The 20,471-nt window shown below is 22.7% G+C and carries 16 protein-coding genes, 6 tRNA genes and 1 pseudogene; 13 read left to right on the forward strand and 10 right to left on the reverse strand.

Translation table 4 applies throughout. From position 1 onward, the window contains the following. Nucleotides 1-57 precede the first annotated feature (57 nt). The 6 genes from ACJA29_RS02715 (at nucleotide 58) to ACJA29_RS02740 (ending at nucleotide 584) form a co-directional block, all read left to right on the forward strand. A tRNA-Asn gene (locus ACJA29_RS02715) sits at nucleotides 58-132 on the forward strand. 3 nt (nucleotides 133-135) lie between these two features. Then, nucleotides 136-211, forward strand: a tRNA-Glu gene (locus ACJA29_RS02720). A gap of 7 nt (nucleotides 212-218) precedes the next feature. Next, nucleotides 219-294: transfer RNA gene (locus ACJA29_RS02725), tRNA-Val, on the forward strand. Between the two features lies 1 nt (nucleotide 295). Beyond that, a tRNA-Thr gene (locus ACJA29_RS02730) sits at nucleotides 296-371 on the forward strand. 2 nt (nucleotides 372-373) lie between these two features. Further along, nucleotides 374-449 (forward strand) — tRNA-Lys (locus tag ACJA29_RS02735). 51 nt (nucleotides 450-500) lie between these two features. Further along, a tRNA-Leu gene (locus tag ACJA29_RS02740) sits at nucleotides 501-584 on the forward strand. 85 nt (nucleotides 585-669) lie between these two features. Here the strand turns inward: ACJA29_RS02740 and ACJA29_RS02745 are convergent. After that, entirely contained in the window at nucleotides 670-2,634 is a 1,965-nt protein-coding gene (locus ACJA29_RS02745; protein WP_406602370.1) for a transketolase, read from the reverse strand. Between the two features lie 54 nt (nucleotides 2,635-2,688). On the opposite strand from ACJA29_RS02745, the gene ACJA29_RS02750 reads away from it, so the two are divergent. Both ACJA29_RS02750 and ACJA29_RS02755 read left to right on the forward strand, forming a co-directional pair. Beyond that, nucleotides 2,689-2,895, forward strand: coding sequence for a cation transporter (locus tag ACJA29_RS02750; RefSeq protein WP_406602371.1), 207 nt, complete (start codon nucleotides 2,689-2,691; stop codon nucleotides 2,893-2,895). Further along, nucleotides 2,876-4,891 carry a heavy metal translocating P-type ATPase gene (locus tag ACJA29_RS02755; RefSeq protein WP_406602372.1) on the forward strand — a complete coding sequence of 672 codons (2,016 nt, stop codon included), beginning with the start codon at nucleotides 2,876-2,878 and terminating at the stop codon, nucleotides 4,889-4,891. Before ACJA29_RS02750 ends, ACJA29_RS02755 begins: the two co-directional genes overlap by 20 nt. A gap of 1 nt (nucleotide 4,892) precedes the next feature. On the opposite strand, the gene trpS is transcribed toward ACJA29_RS02755, so the two are convergent. After that, on the reverse strand, nucleotides 4,893-5,885 hold the full coding sequence (trpS, locus tag ACJA29_RS02760) for a tryptophan--tRNA ligase (RefSeq protein ID WP_406602373.1): 993 nt from the start codon (nucleotides 5,883-5,885) through the stop codon (nucleotides 4,893-4,895). 192 nt (nucleotides 5,886-6,077) lie between these two features. On the opposite strand from trpS, the gene ACJA29_RS02765 reads away from it, so the two are divergent. After that, on the forward strand, nucleotides 6,078-7,412 hold the full coding sequence (locus ACJA29_RS02765) for an ATP-binding protein (protein ID WP_406602374.1): 1,335 nt from the start codon (nucleotides 6,078-6,080) through the stop codon (nucleotides 7,410-7,412). Between the two features lie 84 nt (nucleotides 7,413-7,496). Here ACJA29_RS02765 and ACJA29_RS02770 read toward each other — a convergent pair whose 3' ends face one another. Beyond that, entirely contained in the window at nucleotides 7,497-7,814 is a 318-nt protein-coding gene (locus ACJA29_RS02770; protein ID WP_406602975.1) for a type I restriction endonuclease subunit R, EcoR124 family, read from the reverse strand. Between the two features lie 339 nt (nucleotides 7,815-8,153). Between ACJA29_RS02770 and ACJA29_RS02775 the strand changes: the two genes are divergently transcribed. Beyond that, on the forward strand, nucleotides 8,154-9,257 hold the full coding sequence (locus tag ACJA29_RS02775) for an IS30 family transposase (protein WP_406602375.1): 1,104 nt from the start codon (nucleotides 8,154-8,156) through the stop codon (nucleotides 9,255-9,257). 99 nt (nucleotides 9,258-9,356) lie between these two features. On the opposite strand, the gene ACJA29_RS02780 is transcribed toward ACJA29_RS02775, so the two are convergent. Continuing rightward, nucleotides 9,357-10,427 (reverse strand): restriction endonuclease subunit S, encoded by a 1,071-nt coding sequence (locus ACJA29_RS02780; protein WP_406602376.1) that lies wholly within the window; start codon nucleotides 10,425-10,427, stop codon nucleotides 9,357-9,359. Nucleotides 10,428-10,438: 11 nt separating this feature from the next. Between ACJA29_RS02780 and ACJA29_RS02785 the strand changes: the two genes are divergently transcribed. Further along, nucleotides 10,439-10,888: a hypothetical protein gene (locus ACJA29_RS02785; protein ID WP_406602377.1), complete on the forward strand. Its 450-nt coding sequence runs from the start codon at nucleotides 10,439-10,441 to the stop codon at nucleotides 10,886-10,888. Continuing rightward, on the forward strand, nucleotides 10,879-11,523 hold the full coding sequence (locus ACJA29_RS02790; RefSeq protein ID WP_406602378.1) for a restriction endonuclease subunit S: 645 nt from the start codon (nucleotides 10,879-10,881) through the stop codon (nucleotides 11,521-11,523). The genes ACJA29_RS02785 and ACJA29_RS02790 overlap by 10 nt, the downstream gene beginning before the upstream one ends. A 6-nt stretch (nucleotides 11,524-11,529) precedes the next feature. On the opposite strand, the gene ACJA29_RS02795 is transcribed toward ACJA29_RS02790, so the two are convergent. Next, nucleotides 11,530-12,546 (reverse strand): restriction endonuclease subunit S, encoded by a 1,017-nt coding sequence (locus ACJA29_RS02795; RefSeq protein WP_406602379.1) that lies wholly within the window; start codon nucleotides 12,544-12,546, stop codon nucleotides 11,530-11,532. 154 nt (nucleotides 12,547-12,700) lie between these two features. Between ACJA29_RS02795 and ACJA29_RS02800 the strand changes: the two genes are divergently transcribed. Next, nucleotides 12,701-13,864, forward strand: a complete 1,164-nt coding sequence (locus ACJA29_RS02800) for a restriction endonuclease subunit S (RefSeq protein ID WP_406602380.1) — start codon at nucleotides 12,701-12,703, stop codon at nucleotides 13,862-13,864. A gap of 11 nt (nucleotides 13,865-13,875) precedes the next feature. Here the strand turns inward: ACJA29_RS02800 and ACJA29_RS02805 are convergent, their stop codons facing one another. From ACJA29_RS02805 to ACJA29_RS02825, 5 genes and pseudogenes are all read right to left on the reverse strand, one after another. Continuing rightward, complete coding sequence (locus tag ACJA29_RS02805) at nucleotides 13,876-14,004, reverse strand: hypothetical protein (RefSeq protein WP_406602381.1); 129 nt, start codon at nucleotides 14,002-14,004, stop codon at nucleotides 13,876-13,878. 3 nt (nucleotides 14,005-14,007) lie between these two features. Continuing rightward, a complete protein-coding gene (locus ACJA29_RS02810) occupies nucleotides 14,008-14,649 on the reverse strand; it encodes a type II toxin-antitoxin system death-on-curing family toxin (RefSeq protein ID WP_406602382.1) in 642 nt (213 codons plus the stop codon). 7 nt (nucleotides 14,650-14,656) lie between these two features. Further along, the gene (locus tag ACJA29_RS02815) at nucleotides 14,657-16,195 is read right to left on the reverse strand and encodes an N-6 DNA methylase (protein WP_406602383.1); all 1,539 of its coding nucleotides are present in this window, start codon (nucleotides 16,193-16,195) and stop codon (nucleotides 14,657-14,659) included. Further along, nucleotides 16,188-19,295, reverse strand: a complete 3,108-nt coding sequence (locus ACJA29_RS02820; protein ID WP_406602384.1) for a type I restriction endonuclease subunit R — start codon at nucleotides 19,293-19,295, stop codon at nucleotides 16,188-16,190. The genes ACJA29_RS02815 and ACJA29_RS02820 overlap by 8 nt, the downstream gene beginning before the upstream one ends. A 406-nt stretch (nucleotides 19,296-19,701) precedes the next feature. Next, nucleotides 19,702-20,053, reverse strand: a pseudogene (locus ACJA29_RS02825) (tryptophan--tRNA ligase); the annotation flags it as partial. Nucleotides 20,054-20,471 lie beyond the last annotated feature (418 nt).

Here is a 20,471-nt window from a genome sequence, read left to right on the forward strand (position 1 = left end):
ATTTTAATATTATTTAAATTTTATTTTTTTGTATTAAAATATTACTTATCTTGAATTGCCGACATAGCTCAGCGGTAGAGCAACTGGCTGTTAACCAGTGGGTCACAAGTTCAATCCTTGTTGTCGGCGCCATTCGGCCTATTGGTGAAGCGGTCAACACACATGGTTTTCATCCATGGATTCACGGGTTCGAGTCCCGTATAGGTCACCATTTTTTAGGAAGTTTAGCTCAGCTGGGAGAGCATTGCCCTTACAAGGCAAGGGTCATGGGTTCGAGTCCCTTAACTTCCACCATGCCGTTTTAGCTCAGTTGGCAGAGCAACTGACTTGTAATCAGTAGGTCGTAGGTTCAAGTCCTATAAACGGCACCATTGCGCCCTTAGCTCAGCAGGTAGAGCAACTGGCTTTTAACCAGTGGGTCAGAGGTTCAAATCCTCTAGGGCGTACCATTTGTTGAAAAACACCATTAATTATTGAATTTAATTGTATTGATTAAAATTGCGCGAGTGGTGAAATTGGCAGACACGCAAGTTTTAGGCACTTGTGCCTTTGGTGTGAGGGTTCGAGTCCCTCCTCGCGCACCATATCAAATTGATCAAAATATATAAAAATAGCTTCGTTTTGAATGAAGCTATTTTCTTTTTTATAATTGTAATCGCAACACCTAAATTAATTATATTTTTTTAATAATTTTAATATTGATTGTTTATTAAATCCTTTTTGGTTATATAAAAGATCTCCATCCATTGATTTACCAAATGTATAAGCTCCAATGTGGTAATTATTTTGATGATTCAAATGTAATCCAAATCATTTATAATCTGCTGATGCTTCTAAAGTTAAAAACAATTTTTTAGCTTTAAAATGTTTATTTTTTTCTTTTTCACTCATTTGAATTGCAAGATCTAAACAAGGAACAGATATAACTTTAATATTTTCAATATCTTGAGCAACTTGTAATGCTAGTTGTACTTCCGATCCTGAAGCTGCAATAACATAATCTGGATTTTTACATTCTTTAACAATATGAACACCTTTTTCTATATCAGAATGTTTTATTGTGCTATTTAATGATTTAATGTTTTGTCTAGATAAGATAATTGCACTTGAATAAGTAAATGAATTAAAAGCTGCAATTAAAGCATATCTTAATTCTTCTTCATCTGCTGGACGATATACATTTAAATTTTCAATTGCTCTTAACATTGGTAACTGATCATAAGGTTGATGTGTAGGACCATCACCACCCACTAAATAAGAGTCGTGAGTAAAAGCATAAATGCTTGGTGTTTTCATTAAAGCGCCTAATCTAATTGCAGATTTAATGTAATCAGCAAATACTAAAAATGTTCCACCAATTGCTTTTGCTCCTTTTGCATATAAACTAATTCCATTAATAATAGCTCCCATAGCAAATTCTCTAATTCCAATTGGTAAAGATTGACCATTTTCTAAAATGGTTTCTTCAGTAATTGCAACATTTGTTGAACTTACTAAATCGGCACATGTTGCAATTACAAATGGATTAAAATCTTTAATTGATTGTAAAAATGTTTTTAAATAAACTCTAGTTGCTAAATTATTTTCGCTGATTTTAATATTAGCAAATAATTTTTCATAATCTATTGAAGACACAAGAGTATTTCATAATTCGTGAAATTCTTTATCTTTAATAGCTTTATTTAATTTACTATTCCATTTTTGTACTTCTTTATTTCCACGATCAGCTACATTTTTTTGAAAATGTTCAATAATTTTAGAATCAATATTTCAATCTTTGAAATTTAAATGATGATATTTTAAAAATTGATCAAGATCATCATCATTTACTACACCATGATGCCCTTTATTAGAACTTTGACTTTTTAGACCTTCTGCAATAATAGTTTCAACTTCAATAAATGTAGGTTTTGATTTGCTTGAATGAGCTTTTTTAATTGCTGCTTCTATTTCTTTAGGATCATTAGAGCATTTTAAATAATTTCAATTATTAGATTCAAATCTTTGTTTTAAATTTTCAATTGAAACTTTTTCTACAGATGAATCTAATTGATATTTATTAGAATCATGTAAAACAATTAGTTTATTTAATTCATATTTACCTGCAATAGCACTTGCTTCATAAGTGATACCTTCTTGTAAATCCCCATCTCCACAAACAACATAAGTGAAATTATCTATTAAATCTGAATATTTACCTAATTTGTTGCTAATATGTTTTTGAGCTATTGCCATTCCAACTGCTGTTGCAAATCCTTGCCCTAATGGACCTGTAGAAGCATCAATAAAATTATCAGCTTCATTTTCATATTCAGGGTGCCCTGGAGTTTTAGAATCTTCAGTTTTAAATTTTTTAATATCATCCAAAGTTAAAAGATTTGAAAAATAAAAAATAGGATATAAACTCATTGAACCATGACCACCACTTAAAACAAAACGGTCTCTATTAATTCATTTTCCATCTTGAGGATTTAATTTAATAAATTTTGTAAATAATGTATATGTTATTGGAGCAGCTGAAATAGTCATTCCTACATGACCACCTTTTGCTTCTTGAATAGCTTTTAATCCTATATATCTAATGGCACCAATTGCTTGATGATTTAAATCATTTTTTATTTTTTTATTGTTCATAATATTGTATAATTTAATTATATAAATATTTTCAATAACATAGTTAGGAAATTTATGGATATTAGAAGATTTGAAATAAATGTAAGATGTGCTTCATGTGTTGGTAAAGTAGATAAAGTATTTAAACAATATCCCGATATTAAGTATTCTTTAAATTTATTAGAAAAAATGTTGTCAGTAGAAGCTGATGAAAATAAATATAGTGATCAATTTATTATAGATTTGGTTGCTAAAATAGGTTATGTTGCTGAAAGAATTTAAATTAAATTTAAAGAATAATATAAAACAAAAACTAATATTTGAAGGAATCATAACATTATTTGCAATGACTATTATGATCATTCATTCTTTTAATGTTCATATTCCAAATATGTACATTATTAGTATTATTTTGTTTTTATTAGCTACTTTTTTAATTTTCTATTTAGAGTTTAATTATTTTTATAATTATCGCCAATTGAAAAATAGAGATTTTTCAATGGATTTTTTAATTACTATAGCTACTCATTTAACTTATTTCTATTCTGTCATAATGTCAATTATTGAAATAGTGCAGAAAAACTTTTTTAATTTAAATATGCAATTTTATGAAATTGGTTATGAATTATCTTTTTTCATAGGAATTGGTCATTTAATTGAAGATAAATTAAGAGTTAAAACATCTTTAGGAATTAAAGAATTATTAAAGTTGCAAAATAAAGAAGTAGAAATTGTTCAAGATAACCAAATTAAAAAAGTTAAAACTAATCAGATTCAACTTAATGATGTTGTCAAAGTAGCTAAAGGTCAAGCTATTCCTACTGATGGTATTTTATTATCAGATCATGCTTATTTAGATTATTCTTCTCTTTTGGGCGAAGCCATACCAAGAGATATTAATAAAAATCAGTTAATATTATCAGGAAGTATTAATGTAGGTGATCTAATCTATTATCAAGTTACTAAATTAGCTAGTGATTCAACTTTGAATAAAATAATTAATCAATTAGAAAAAATTATGAATAATAAATCAAAAATTGAAGTAACTAGTCAAAAAATTGTTAAATATTTCTTGCCAACAGTTTTAATCATTTCATTACTAACATTTATTTTGTGATTAATACTTTTATATTTACCAATTTCTATCCCTGCTATTTTTAATAACGTTTATGAAAATCCAATATATGAAAATCCAATAGCTAATGCTTTATATCATGCTGTTGCTACACTAGTAATTGCTTGTCCTTGTGCTTTTGGAATTGCAGCTCCAGCTGCTATTTATTCTTCTTCTTTTATTGCTTCTAAAAATAAAATTCTTTTTTCTTCTTCTAAAATTTATGAAATGATTAATGATATATCTTTTGTTGCTTTTGATAAAACAGGAACAATTACAGAAGGAAAACCTTTTGTTGCTCAATATTTAAATCAAAACAAACAATATGATTCTTATATTTATAATTTAGCAACTTTATCTAATCATCCATTATCTCAAGCAATTAAAAATTATTTTGCAAATGATAATTTAAAAACTATTGAATTTAAAAATGTAAAAGAAATTTTAGGTGTAGGTATTTTTGCAACTAATAACAAAAATACTTATGCTATTACTTCATTAAAATATGCTAAAGAAAATAATTATGTATTTCATCAAAAAGAAAATTTTGATGAAAATAAAAGTATTAGTGTTTTTTCAATTAATAATGAAGTAATTAGTTATTTTCAAATTGAAGATCAAATTAAAAAAGATGCTTTACAAACAATAAAGAATTTACAAAATATGAATATCAAATTAATTATCTTATCTGGAGATAGAAAAGAAAATGTAGAAAAAATCGCTCATCAATTAGGTATTGATTATTGATATGGAGATCTTCTACCAGATCAAAAAGCAGAAATTATTAATGAATTTAAGACTAAGGGCGAAATCATCTTTGTAGGAGATGGGACAAATGATATTTTAGCAATTAAAAGTGCTTCTATTGGAATTGCTTATGCTTCAGGAAGTGAATTAACTAATTCTATAGCAGATATTTCTCTTTTAGAAAATAATTTAAATTTAGTTTATAAAGCAATTTTATTATCAAGAAGAACTTTGAATTTAGTAAAACTAAATTTTGTTTGAGCTGGTATTTTTAATATTATTTGCATTCCATTAGCTATATTAGGTTTAATTGCTCCATGATTAGGAGCAATTCTAATGGTAGGTTCTACTTCTGTTTTATTATTAAATACTTTAATTGCTCAAAAAAGAAATAAATCGATGATTAGTAAAATTTAAATTATTTCAAACCAAATGCTTTTTGAATAATTAATAAATTTTCACTAGCAATTTTATTTGCTTTTTTAGCTCCTGCTTGTGCTATTTCATCAATATTTTGAATATATGATTGATATTTTTTTTGAATCTCAATTAAAAATTGTTTTACAACTTCTCCAACTTCTTCTTTTAAATCTTTGTATGTTTTATTGCTAAAGTGTTTTTCGGCTTCTTCTATAGAAATGTCTTTTAAGGAAGCAAAAATAGTTAATAAATTTAAAACACCAGGTTTTTCTTCTGAAATATAAATTTTATTCTCACTATCAGTAACTGCTCTTTGAATTTTTTTATAAGCTACTTCAGGATCATCTAATAAATAAATAGAAGCATTTGCATTTTTGTCTGATTTAGACATTTTTTGTTCTGGATTTACTAATGATTTAATTTTATTTCCTATTTTAGGAATAATTGGTTTAGGTTCATTAAAATTCAAATGATACTTGGTATTCATTCTTTTTACAATTTTTTGACATAATTCTAAATGTTGTTTTTGGTCAATACCAACAGGAACTGCTTTTGGATTGTATAAAATAATATCTGCAATCATTAAAGCTGGATAAACAAATAAACCAGTGGGAATTATTTCTGTTTTATTATCTTGTTTAACAATATTTTGTGATTTGTCTTTAAATTGTGTCATTTTTGATAATTCACCCATGTTAGTAATGGTGGTTATAATTCAATTTAGTTCGCTGTGAGCTGGTACATCTGATTGAAAAAACAAAGTTGTTTTTTGAGGATCTAAACCACAAGCTAAATAGAGAGCAAAAATATTTTTTTTATTCTCTATTAATTCTTTAGGATCAATATATGTTGTAAGAGCATGAAGATCAGCTACAAAAATATATTGCTCATAATCATTTTGAAGCTTAATCATATTTTTAATAGAACCAATGTAGTTCCCTAAAGTTAATTTACCTGTAGCTGTAATTCCAGAAACAATTTTTTCTAACATAATTTTACTTTATCATTTTTTTAAAAAATGATTGCAATATTTATTATTAATATGAACAACAAAAAATAATTATGTGTGAAATTCTCACAAAAATAAGACATAAAAATGTGAAATTCTCACAAAAATAAGACATAAAAATGTGAAATTCTCACAAAAATAAGACTTATTGCCTAAAAATGTTAAAATTTTTATATGTTAAAAAGAAAAATATTGGATAAACTATTGGAATGAAAATCTAATAAAGACAAAAAGTCTCTTATTATTGAAGGTGCAAGACAAGTAGGAAAAACATTTATTATTAATTATTTTGGTAATAACTATTATGAACGATTCATATATATTAATTTTCTTTCTAATCCTAAATATAAAGAAATTTTTACTGATAATATAGATTTTAAAAATGTTATTAATAAATTAAAAAGATATCCAGAATTTAAAAATATCAATTTTGATAATGAATGTTTATTATTTATTGATGAAATCCAAGAATGTCCTGAAGCTATAACAAGTTTAAAATTTTTAACTATAAATGAAAAATTTAATGTAATAGCAAGTGGTTCTTATTTGGGCTTAAAATTCAATAAAAATGCTAATTTCTCTTATCCTGTAGGTTATATTGAAATTATAAAATTAAATCCATTAGATTTTGAAGAATTCTTATGAGCAAATGATGTTCAGTTAAATGATATAAAAGAAATAAAAGAGTGTTTTAATAATAAGAAAAAAATTAATAATGAATTACATCAATATATGGTCGAAAAATTTAAACAATATATTTTAGTAGGAGGAATGCCTGCGGCAATTAATGAATTTATAAAAGAAGAAAACTATTTTAAAGTTAGAGAAATTCAAAAACAGATTATTGAATATTATTTTAATGAAGCCAATCGATATGCTAATACTAGCGATAAATTAAAAATAAGAGAATGTTTATTATCAATACCAAATCAACTTTCAAAAGAAAATAATAAATTCATGTTTTCTCATTTAAATAATAATGCTAGATCTAAATGATATATGTCTGCTATTCAATGACTAATTGATTCAAATATTGTCAATATTTGTAAAAGAATTTCTAGAATAGAAAACCCTTTAAATGCATTTGAAATAACTAGTGATTTTAAACTATATATGTCAGATACAGGTTTATTATGCTCGATGATAGATGATTCTATTATAAATTTAGTGTTAGCTAAAAATGAAAATTTTATTTTTAAAGGTGCATTGTATGAAAATATGATAAGCCAAATTCTTATTGCCAATAATTTCAAATTAAGATATTTTAAACCTAATCAATCCTTAGAAATAGATTTTATTTTATCATTCCAAAAAGGGAATCCAATTCTATTGGAAGTTAAATCTGGTAATAGTAGATCAAAATCATTATTTACATTTTTAGATAAAAATAAAAATCTTATTGGTATAAAGTGCACAAATGAAAATATTAATTTCAAAAATAACAAAATATTAAATATTCCATGATATTTACTTTTTGTTATTAATCCAAGTCAAGAAATAGAATTCTAGATTATTTTTTTAATTAAATTTATATATATAAATTTGAACAAAATACTTTTTACTTATTAAATTAATAAAATTAGTTTATTTTCATTAAATATTGAAATATCTATCAAATATCACTTCTAAATTATTTATAACGTCATTTTTTATTTTGGTTCTATTTTGGTTCTTGCTAAATCTAGATAAAGGTGGCAATATATTATTAATTGCTGTTCCAAATATTTTTAATTCTCCTTGTCCAAATGAATTGTTCATAAATTTAAATGTTTCTTCTTTATTTAAATTAAATTCTTTAATAACATTATTTAATTCTTTAGAATATTCTTCTTGAATATATTCATTAAATTCATTAATTAATTGAGTTAAGTTATCAAAATCTTTTTCTTTATAATATTTTTTATTATAAATTTTTTAATTTGAGTAATAAAAATATCATTATTTAATTTATTTATCATATTTTTATTTATTGTGAATAGTAGTATATATTTATTGTGAATAGTAGTATATGAATTATTTCATTTTTAATTGCCTATATCTCATTTAATTTTTTTATTAATTTTAAATTTTATTAATATATTCTGTTATTTTTTTATTCAATTATTATAAGCCATCTTTAAAAATATAAAATATTTCAAATGTTCTTATAAAGTTACCAAAATGAATACCGATAAATAAAAAACCAGAGATTTCTCCCTGGCTGTCCTTGTAAAATATAAAAAAAACTAAAAAAAAGGACAACTAAATTATATGAAACTTCAATTTATATTTGAAAAAGAATTAGAAAAAATTAATTTAATCTTTGCATTAATGAATCAAATATCTGATTCTTCTCAAGAAAACTTTATTCCAAAAATGATGAAAAGATATGAATTCATATCTAACTTAACAAATTATTCTGTTGAAACAATTAGAAAAATGCTTTTTAAAACTAAAACTTATTGTTATAAAAAAATAAAAGATTATTCTTTTAAGCTATATTATTATGATTCAAATATTTATCTTAATAGATTAAATAATAAGAGAAAAAAATTAGAAATAGCAAAACAACAAAATTGTTTATCTAAATACTTAGTAGTCGCTAAATTGATAAGAACAGTAGCTAAAGCAACAGGTAACAAAACTTCTGCTAAAACTTTATCAAAGATAATCAAAGAAAAATTAGGATTATATTATTCTCCAAAGCATTTATATCACTTAATTAGGCAAAATAAAATTTATGGAGTCACATTAAGAATATTTCCATACTTAAAATATGGAAAATACTATAAAAAACCCCATAAAATAGGCAAAAAAATCATTGCCACTTCCATTTATCAAAGAGATGAAATTATCAATAAAAGAATTAGATATGGTGATGTTGAAGTAGATACAGTAGAAGGAACTAAAACTGATACTAAGTATCTTTCTACAATGATTGATCGAAAATCTAGAAGACTATCCATAACTATTTATGAAAATAAACAAAGTAATGAATTTTTAAAAGCAGTAAAAAATAACATTAAAAATATGAACAAAAAAATTAAATCCATAACTTCAGATAATGGAACTGAAAATTATGACCTAGTTAAATTAAATATTCCATGATTTTCTACTAATCCATATTCTTCATGGCAAAAAGGAACCATTGAACAAAAACACAAGCAAATAAGAAAATTTATTCCAAAAGGCAAATCTTTCAAAAATTTAACTCAAGATGATTGTGATCTTATCTCTCTTATAATTAATGCAGAAACTTATTTACAAAATGCTAGTAAATACAAATTAGGAATTATAGTTACTAAAGAAGAACTTCAAAATTATTTTAAATTGCTTGAAAGTAAAGACACTCATCCAATATTTAAACTTTGATAAATGATACACTTATGTAATACAAGGAAAATATTGGTATTCAAATTGGTAACTTTACATTTCAAATGTTCTATATAAATATTTTTTAATATTAACAAATTATTAAATAATGTACAAATTCACTAAGTTGTTAATTATAACATCTATAACATTAGAGATTTTTAGATTTAATATGTATAATTTTGAAATTAATTCATTAAATTTATTGATTAATTTTGAATTTAACTTTATATTTAAAATATCATTTTTAGTAATATTCTTTTGTACTGATCCTGTTGAACTTTGTTCTAAAATTTTTTTATTTTTTTCAATCAACATTTTGATTAATAAAGGAATATTTGAATTAATTGCTAATAATCTTTGGTTTAATATATACATATTGTTTTCATAAATAACACAGCTTGTTCCTATTGTTCCAGATAAACCTGTCACAACATCTCCACACTTTAATAAATGTTTTAAAACAATGTTGTCAGTATATGAAAAATTTTTTTCATTATTATTTAAAATATTTGATATTTTAAATATTTTATATTGTCCCTTATTTTTAAAATCTGAAGATTTAAAAGAATATCCTTGTATATTATTAAAAATTTTTAAAGAAGTGTCTGTAGGCAAATTAAAATTATTTATTTGAATTAATGTAATCATTTTCAAATATTCCATAATATTGTTAATTTTATTTTTTAATCTTTCAAAAGGTTCAATAATGTTTATTATTTGTTGTTGAATTTTGATATTTGGTAATTTAATTTTGATCTTTTTAAATATGGGAGGATTTAATTTAGGCATAGTTGTGCCTGTTTTTGATAAATTATCAATTGTTTTTAAGCCAATAGTTGACTTTGTTCAATAATACAAATATTTGTGTAGTAAAATAGATTTATTAAAATTATATCTAACCAAATATCCAGCAAAAATTAAGGGTTCATCAATGCTATGATAATAAGATTTTATGGTTCCTGCCCTTGACATTAGAAAATCTCCTTTTTTTAAGGCAAATTTTTTTATTGAAGAAGACATAATCAGTCATCTATTAATTTTTTTATAATCACAATCCAATTCAGATTGTGTTAAGTATTTAATATCACCTTTATCTCTACTAGGTAAATTACAACCATATTCAGGTTTGGATGAAAAAATATCCTCTAAAATATATTCCTTAATTGCCATTATTGGCATTAATGGCAATTAATTCAAATAATGAAGTAAATTTGATAGATATTATTACTACAGAAAATGGAATAACTAAGTTGCCTAAGAATTACAAAATAAATGGTATTTTTTATTTTTTAGATTATAAAAACGTTTATGATAAAAATACATTATCAGATTTTAAATATAATAAATTGCCCAAGATAAATATATTTGAAAAAGATATTAAGAAATTTTATAAATCTAGAAAGGGATCAATTGTTGCAACTTGATCCAGTGAAACAAATTATGATGTTTTTCAATCAATATATATAGATACTAGTAAACCTTTTGTTGTAAATGGATTTTGCAAAATAATCAATGTAATTGATATTAATTTAATAAACCCCAAATGATTAACATTTTATTTAATTTTAATCCAATCATACAAAAACAAAGATCATCAATTCCTTACACAACAAGATGCAATATGACCTTAAATGAATTAAAAAATATAAAAATAAAAATAATTCCCATTGAGACTCAACAACAAATAATAAACATTATTGAACCTTTCGAAAGATTAAAAGAAAAATTTAACATTAAAATAAAATATTTGAAAGATATTTTGCATAATCATGATAAACAATCAACAGAAATAGATATTTTGAGTAACTGAGCTAAAATCGCAACTGGCAAAAGAAATGCTAATTATGCAATTCAAAATGGTAAATATAGATTTTTCTCTTGTTCAATAAATAAAATTCAATTTTGCAATTCTTTTTCTTTTGATTGTGAATCTTTACTTTTAGCAGGAAATGGGGATATTGGTAATGTTATCTATTTTAATGGAAAGTTTGATGCATATCAAAGAACATATGTAATTCAATGCAAAGATTTTATAGGCAATATATATTTTAGTTTAGTAAAAAATAAAAAATTTTTTGAAAGTAATTCTAAAGGTTCTGTCATCAAATTCTTAACATTATCAACTATTTCAAATATAAAAATATCATTAAATAAAGAAATAAATAATATAAGATTGGCAATACTAAAATATATTTTTATTTGTGAAAAAATAGTTTTTAATATAAATTTAATAATTGATTTAATTATTAAAAAAATGATAAATTAATTTATTCTAATATATATAGATTTCAATTAATTTTTTAATAATTTTATTCAAATAAATTAATCATTTCTTATATGTAATTTGTAATTCAAACAATTTATTTATTTCTTCTTTTTTTATATCTAACAAAACTAATTCATTTTTTGAATTTAAAGAATGTTTTATTACTGAACCTGTTGAATTGTCTATCATTATTTGTTTATTTCTTCTATCGATTAAAGAACAATATATTATTGAATTATCAATATTTTTAGAACTTATTTTATATCCATAACCATTAAATCCTTTTAAAAAATTATTTACAATTCCTATTGTTCCATCTAAACTTAATATAATATCTCCATATTCTACATTCTCTTTAATATCATTATTTATTAATCATTTATTAAATTTATTATTTATAGCAGATACATTTATAAATAAAATGTTAGATTTTTGGTTAGAAATAAATTTTGAGTTTATATTCATTCCTTTTTCAAATTTAATATTAAAATCTTTCATTTTTCCTAATATTTTAGATGTTTCTCCTATTTTTAAAAATAATATTTCTATCTTATCTATGAAATTACTAATATAAATTTTCAATCTTTCAAAAGGTTCAATAATGTTTATTATTTCTTGTTGATCTTCTAAATTAGGGAGTTTAAATTTATAATTTAATAATGCATTTTTATCTCCTACAGGCATTGTTGTACCTTTAGATGTTTTGGATCAAAAGTTATTAAATTTAGTGCCACGAATTAAATAATATATGTATTTAGACATTGCATTTTTATTTTCAACTATAAAACACAAAACATTTGGTGATTTAGAACCTTCTCTATCAGAATATCAAACTTTATTAAAATAAGGTCTAATATTAGACATAAGAATACTATTTTTAGGAAAATAATTTCCTGATTTTGGATAAAAATTTGGCATTTTATGTGCTTCCATATTATCAGTACTTACATGGTATTTAGAAAAAACAATTTCATAATTTTGAAATTTTCCAATTTCTTGAAGTTTATATTCCTTAATTGCCATTATTTAACCTCTTTTTAAACTATATTTAATTATTATATATAAATTTTTGCTTTAAACCTTTCTTATTATAAAAGTAATTTAATAATTAAATTTGAGAACTTCTTAATATATTTAATTTAATTATTAATTAAATTAACTTTAAGTTTAATACTTAATGGCAATTAAGGAATATTTATTAAAAGATATATGCTATTTTCAAACTGGTATTGATCCATTAAAAGATGAAATTAATGGAGAAATTCCCTTTGTCAAATTAGGTAACACTAATAATAATCAAATTATTTACAAATATTGTGATCAGATTACAACAAATAGAAAAGAAAAATGCAATATTGGTGATTTGTTATTGTGTTGAAGTTGTTCAATAGGAGAAAGTTTTATAGTTGAAGAAGAATGTTTTTTTTCAACTGCATTTTATAAAATATGTAAAAAAAATAATGTTTTTTTAAACAAATATTTGCATTATTATTTTATTAAAAACAAGAAATACATTTATTCATTAGGTGTAGGTAGCGTATTAAAAAAAGCTAATATGAAAATATTAGGAAATTATTCAATTAAACTTCCTGATTTAGATGAACAACAAGAAATAATAAACATTATTGAACCTAAAGAAGACTTGTTTCTAAAATACAATAAAGTTATAGATATATCAAATTTAGATAATTTTAAAAAATCATGAAATAACTTAATAAACATTATTGAACCTTTTGAAAAATTAAAAGTACACTTATTAAACAGGAAAAATTTAATTATTAAACTATTAAATGATTTGTATTTATTAAATTCTTCAAAAAATGAAAAAGATATTTTGTCATTTGCTAGTTTATATAATAAAAAATATCAAAATCAAATTTCATACATAGAAACTAGCAATATAGATGAAAACTTTTCCTTAATAAATAATATAAAAACTATACAAAAAGACAAAAAACCATCTAGAGCAAATTTAACACCTAGAGAAAATTCTTTAATTTTTAGTAAACTTATTGGTTCAAATAAATTATTTCCTATATATGATAAAAAATATTTAAATTATGTATATTCAACAGGATTCTATAATATTTCATCAGATGATCTAGACTGATATTTATTTGGATTTTTAAATTCAGATGATTTTATTAAACAAAAAAACAATAATAGTTCAGGAACATTAATGGAAGGAATTACGATTAATGGTCTTAAGAAAATTAAAATTAAATTACCTAAAAATAATTATCATTTAAATTCTATCCTGCATCTTATATCTAAACATAACATTATTATCAAAAAAATAGATAATATCATTTCTCATTTGATTAATCTTTATATAGTTTAAATTAATCAAAATTATTTATTTTTTAAATATTTTATTTCTCTAATAATATCTTCTCTATTATCTTGATTTAATGCTTCATCACACATGCGTATGATATCTTTTTTTGAAGGGTATTTATATTTTTTTTCTTGTTTTATCATAATCTACCTCCAATTTAAAGCTATTACAACATGGCTTTTAATTCATTTTTCAATTTCTTTTATTTTATAATTCATTGTATCATTTTCTTTATTATTTGTTGTTTGAAATTTTTCTACCCACTCTTCTAATTGGGATTTATATTTAGCATAATTGCGTGGATTTTTAGTAAATTTTAAATAATAACCAAAAAATCAAGATAAATTAATCAAAAACATTAAACTCAATCTTTTGTTGCCATTTTTCAAATAGTGACCCATTAAATATTTATAAAATAATTCTGCAATAAATTTAAATATTGTTTCATCATTATTTAGTTCAGAATCTAAATATGAATATTTATTTACTGTTGTATATATTTCAGAATATATTGAAGTTGATTTAAATTTTTCTATAGGTTCATCTGAAATTTTCATTGCTTGATTGTGAGAATAGTCAAGAATTTCTTTTAATGACTTTGCTAATTCTTCATTAAAATTAACACACCTAAATGTTACATGTATTTCTTCACAAGTTTGATATATTTTAGAGTAAAAATAGAATTTCTTATCACTTAAAAATAAACATGAATTTTTAAATTCATTCTCAAAATAAGATTGGGCTTTTTCTTTTTCGCTACTTGTAACATAATAGATAATTTTTTTCATATTTTATCTAATCAATATTTATCTTTTTAATTGCTTCTTTAACTTCAAGTTCTAAATCTTTAGATTCTTCCATTAATTTCAATAATTCATTTATTGCTATATTTAATTCTTTTTTAATTTCTTCTGGGTCTTTTTTATCTTGTTCATTAATTGTTATATATCTACCTGGAGATAATAAAAAATTATTTTCTTCTAATTCTTTTAAACCTACTGATTTAGCCAATCCTGGAATATCTATTTCTTCTTTATTATTAAATTTTTTATAAATATCAGCCAATTTATTTAAATCTTCATTTTTTAATTCTTTATTTTTTTTACTTCCTTCAACAAGTTGCCCCAATTCTGATGCATCTATCATTAAAACCTTTTCTTTATTTTGTTTATTATTATCAAAAAATCAAATAGATGCTGAAATTCCTGTTGTAAAGAATAATTTATCTGGCAAAGAAACAATGCAAGATATTTTATCTGCTTTTATTATTTGTTCTCTTATTTTATCTTCACCATTTGTTGTAGATGTTAAAGATCCATTGGCTAGAACAACTCCTGCTTTACCATTAGTTGATAGCTTGTACAAAATATGTTGTAGTCATGCAAAATTAGCATTTGATTTAGGAGGTGTTCCATATTTTCATCTAGGATCTCCTTCTAAAGTATTGTTTCATCATACTTTTTGATTAAATGGAGGATTAGCCATTACAAAATCAAATACTTCACCTTTATGTTGATCGTTACTAAAAGTATCTGAAGCAATTTCACCTAAAGCACCTATTTCTTCTCCTAATTCATTTCTGTTAATAATGCTTAAACCATTTAATAAAAGATTAAGTTTAGCTAATTTTCAAGTAGTATTATTAAATTCTTGACCATAAACAGTAATACTATTAGCATCAATTTTCTTTTCTTCAATAAATTGTTTTGCTTGAACTAACATTCCTGCTGTTCCACAACAAGGATCATATATTTTTCCTTTTGTAGGTTCTATAAATAATGTAATTAATCTAACAATAGATCTAGGAGTATAAAATTCCCCTCCTTTTTGACCTCTTTTTAAAAAGAAATTACCTAAAAAGTATTCATAGATTCTTCCTAATATATCTTCACCATGTTCACCTAAATTATCTGATTGAAAAATTTTTACAACTTCTCCTAATCTTGTTTTATCAATAACTGAATCATTATATGAAGCATTAAAGATTCCTTTTAATTCTGGATTAGCTTCCCCTAATTTAAATATAGCTTCATCTAAAGCAAAACCTATTTCACTAGTTCCAACTTTTTTAAGTATATTTGATCATTTAGATTCTTCAGGCACCACAAAAGCATCTTCAGCATTTAAATCACTTTTATCTATCATATCTAAAGATAATCCATCTTTTATTAATTTTTGGATAGCTATTTCATTTTTGTCATTAATAAATTTAAGAGTTAATATACCCAAAACAACATGCATATAATCCTCAGCAGATAAATTTCCTCTTAATGTATCTGCAGTTTTTCATAATTTAGTTTCTAGATCTTTAATAGTTATTTTATTGTTATTCATAATATTCCTTTTTGTTTATAAAATATTCTGGATTGATTTTAACAACTTTATTTATTTCATCAATCATAATTTTAGATACTTCTTGAGCATTTTCTGGAGGATAATTGTATTTAGTATGCAACATTTTTTTAATATTTGAATTAATTTTATCTCTTAGCTTTACATTATTATATCATTGAGGGGTGTAATCCTTTTTTATAATATTAATTATATTCATTGTAATTTCTTTTAAAATTTCAGAATTCTGATTTCTTATTTTAAATTTATCATCAGCTATTATATTATAAAAAGATAAAACCCTTTCATCTTCAATACCAGATTCCATAGCCATGTTATTCTGATCAATCATAATTTTTGCAAATTTCATAATTCCTTCTAAATATTCTTCGACATTTTTATCATATGAATATTTATCTATCAATTTTTTTAAATCTGCTGATAAGCTATTAGCTTTTAAAGGATTTGTTTTTCTAAATAAATTAATTTGTTCTTTTATTTGATTTTCTAATGAAATAATTTTTAAATTATCAACTTTTTTATTATTTTGAATTATTTTTAACTCTTGTTCTAAAAGATGATAAATATAAGAAAGATCTCTTTTACCATCAAGTAAAACTTTATTAACTTCAACATCCCCTGTTTTTATAATTTCATTCATTTTTAATTGAAGTTTCTTGATCATTTCTTCTACATCAATTGCTTCTTCAACTTTTGTATTTCTTATAAAATTTCTTATCAAAATATATAATTGAGCTTCTAACTTTTGTTGTGGTTCTAAAATTGTAGAACACAATTTGTAAGATCTTGATATTTTTGAAACTAAAGCAAAAAACATATCTTTATTTTTAGAGTCTAAAGACTCAATAATATTAACCCCATCAATTAACTTATTAAATTTATTTTTATTATCTAAAGAAATTCATTCTTGTATTATGTTATTTTTTTCAAAATATTTTTTTCTTATTTTTAAACATAGATCTAAAAGAGTAATTTTTACTTTTTCGGTATTATATGTATCTTCATTTTTTCCTGCATATTGTTTCAAAGCTTCTGATATATTTTTTCATATACCTATATAATCAACAACTAATCCACTATCTTTACCTTTGTATGTTCTATTTACTCTAGCAATTGTTTGCATTAAATTATGTCATTTAATAACTTTAAATAAATATAAAGTATCTAAGTCAGGAACATCAAATCCTGTCAATCACATATCCACAACAATTGCGATATTAAAATTTGAATTGTCTTTTTTAAATTCAATTGCCAAATTTGCTTTTTCATCATCAGAAGGAATTAAATTTAATAATTCACCACTATCTTTATTGGATTTTGTAATAATCAATTTAATTTTATCTTCATAATTAGGTCTTTGTTTAATCATTTCTTTATAAATTAAATAAGCAATGTTTCTATTAAATGCAACAAACATTGCTTTACCATGTAAAGCTCTTTTTCTATTATCATAGTGTTCCCAAAAATCTAACACTACCTTTTCTATAATATCTGGATCAGATAATATATTTGAAATATTAATCAATTTTTTTCTTATATGATTATATTGTGCATTATTAATATATTCTGATTCTTCCATTTCTTTTTCTTCATTTAATATTTTGTCTAAATCTGAAGATTTTATTTTATCTAATAAAATTTCAATTTTTCTTTTTTCATAAAAAATTGGAACAGTAGATCCATCGAGAACTGCCTGAGACATTGTATATTTATCAATGTAATCTCCAAATATTTCTATTGTTTTTTTATTACCCATTAACGGAGTTCCGGTAAATCCTATAAATTTAGCTTTAGGAAATGCATATCTCATATATTTTGCATATCCTTCTTTTTCTACAATTTCTTCAGTTTCTTTATTAATTTCATAATCTGTTTCAATGTTATTATGTGAACGATGCGCTTCATCTGCAATAATAATAATGTTATCTTTATTGGATAATGGTTCATCAGATTTTGTAAATTTTTGAATAGTTGTCATATAAATACCAAAATCATCATCATCTGATAAAACATTTTTTAAATCATTTCTAGAAGATATCAATCTGGGCTTAACATATAAATAATGCTTTTCAGCTTGGCAAAATCTAGTATATAATTGATCATCTAATTTGTTTCTATCTGTAATTAAAATTATTTTGTAATTTTTTTCTTTAAAATGTGACTTAATTCTTGAAGTTAAGAATAACATTGTAACCGATTTTCCTGAACCTTGAGTATGCCAAACAACTCCACCTTTATTATCCTTTGATGTTTCTAACGATCTCAAAGCATTTTCTACAGCACTATATTGATAGTATGTTGGAATGTATTTAGTATATTTATCTGATATTGCATAAAAAATATAATTCTTAAGAATATTTAAAAATATCTCTTTATCATAAAGCCCAACGATATTTTTATGATAATTGTTCATTGCTCCTTCAGAATCTTCTTTATCATCAATATCTTGTTCAATTTCATTTTTAACTTTTTTTCACGATCACCAATGATTATAATTTGATGATATTGCTCCATATCTAGTATTATAAGCATTAGAAACCATTGACAAAACATTTCAATACATTAAGCTTGGTTTAAATTCTGTATAATGTTTTATTTGATTATATGCATCATTTAAATTTTCTTTTGCTTCAGGAGATTTTACTTCTATTATAGATATTGGTAACCCATTTAAATAAATAATAATATCTGGTCTTCTTATACAATTCCCTGAAGAAATTTCCATTTGACGAATAAATCTAAATGAATTATTTTCTATATTTATATAATCTACTAATAATATTGGAATGAATCGATTAGAGATTTTATCAATTTTAATATCAATACCATTTTTTAATCAATCTAAAGTTTGAATATTACCTTCTATAAAATCTAAATTTATTTTTTTTATTTTATTTATTGCCTCATTTATATATTCAATATCTAAATCTCTATTTATTTTTATCAAACTTTCTTTAAGCAAATTAAAATCAATAACTTGTGTTAAATCTCCAATATTAAATGAAGTTTTATACTCAATATAACCTATTTCTTTTAAAGCTTCACAAATTAAATCTTCAATGTATTCTTCTTTTTGAATCATAATTTAATTATATTAAAATAATAAAAATTATGGAATTGATGGATATTATTAACATCTCACATATTAAAATTATGAATTATAATTGTGATTTGGTTTGCACTCATATAAACAATTATGTAAATAACAATTTTTACTATACTAATAAATAAATTATTTATAGTAATTTTGTCCTAAATAATTAACAATAAAGATCTTGCTTGCTTTATAGTCTCATTCTATAATAAGAATTTTTTTCTTTATTTGTTTTTTATTTTATTAATTTATCCAATATTTTTTTCTTTAACATAACTAAATTATGTTATTTTTGTTATTTAAGTCTTAATTTTGTGAGAATTTCTCATTTTTATGTCTTAATTTTGTGAGAATTTTTCATTTTATCAATTTATTTTTTATAATCTTGTTTGACAATGTTTTGTGATTTATCTTTAAATTGTGTCATTCTTGATAATTCGCCCATATTAGCAATAGTGGTTATAATTCAATTCAATTCAATTCACTATGAGCTGGCACATCTGATTGAAAAAACAAAGTAGTTTTTTGCGGATCTAAACCACAAGCTAGATAGAGAGCAAAAATATTTTTTTATTCTCTATTAATTCTTTAGGATCAATATATGTTGTAAGAGCATGAAGATCAGCTACAAAAATATATTGCTCATAATCATTTTGAAGCTTAATCATATTTTTAATAGAACAAATATAGTTCCCTAAAGTCAATTCGCCTGTAGCAGTAATTCTAGAAACAATTTTTTCTAACATAATTTTACTTCATCATTTTTTTAAAAAATGATTTCAATATTTTATTTATATCATAAATAGTTCAATAAGAAGTTTAATTATGCAATTTATTTTATTTACTAATTTTTTATATACAAAATCTAGAGAATTAATTTTGGATAATAATATTTCAGCCTCTTTTAAATAAAAAAATTTTATTTCCTGCAAATCTGTTTGGTTATCATTGGAATAGCTGTTCCATTTATAAATTTTTTAAAATTTCTTTTAAAATAAATATCAAAACAATCTATTCCACACCCTTTATAAATTAATATCTTATTTGTAGCATAGAATTTATTGTTTTTTGGAACTATGTGAGATGTTATTGTGCCTCTTGTTGTAATAATTAATGAATCAAAATCATATTTTTTATTATAAGTATTACAAAAAGAAACGTTTA

Source organism: Metamycoplasma sualvi (assembly GCF_045276925.1).
Lineage (GTDB): Bacteria > Bacillota_I > Bacilli_A > Mycoplasmatales > Metamycoplasmataceae > UBA710.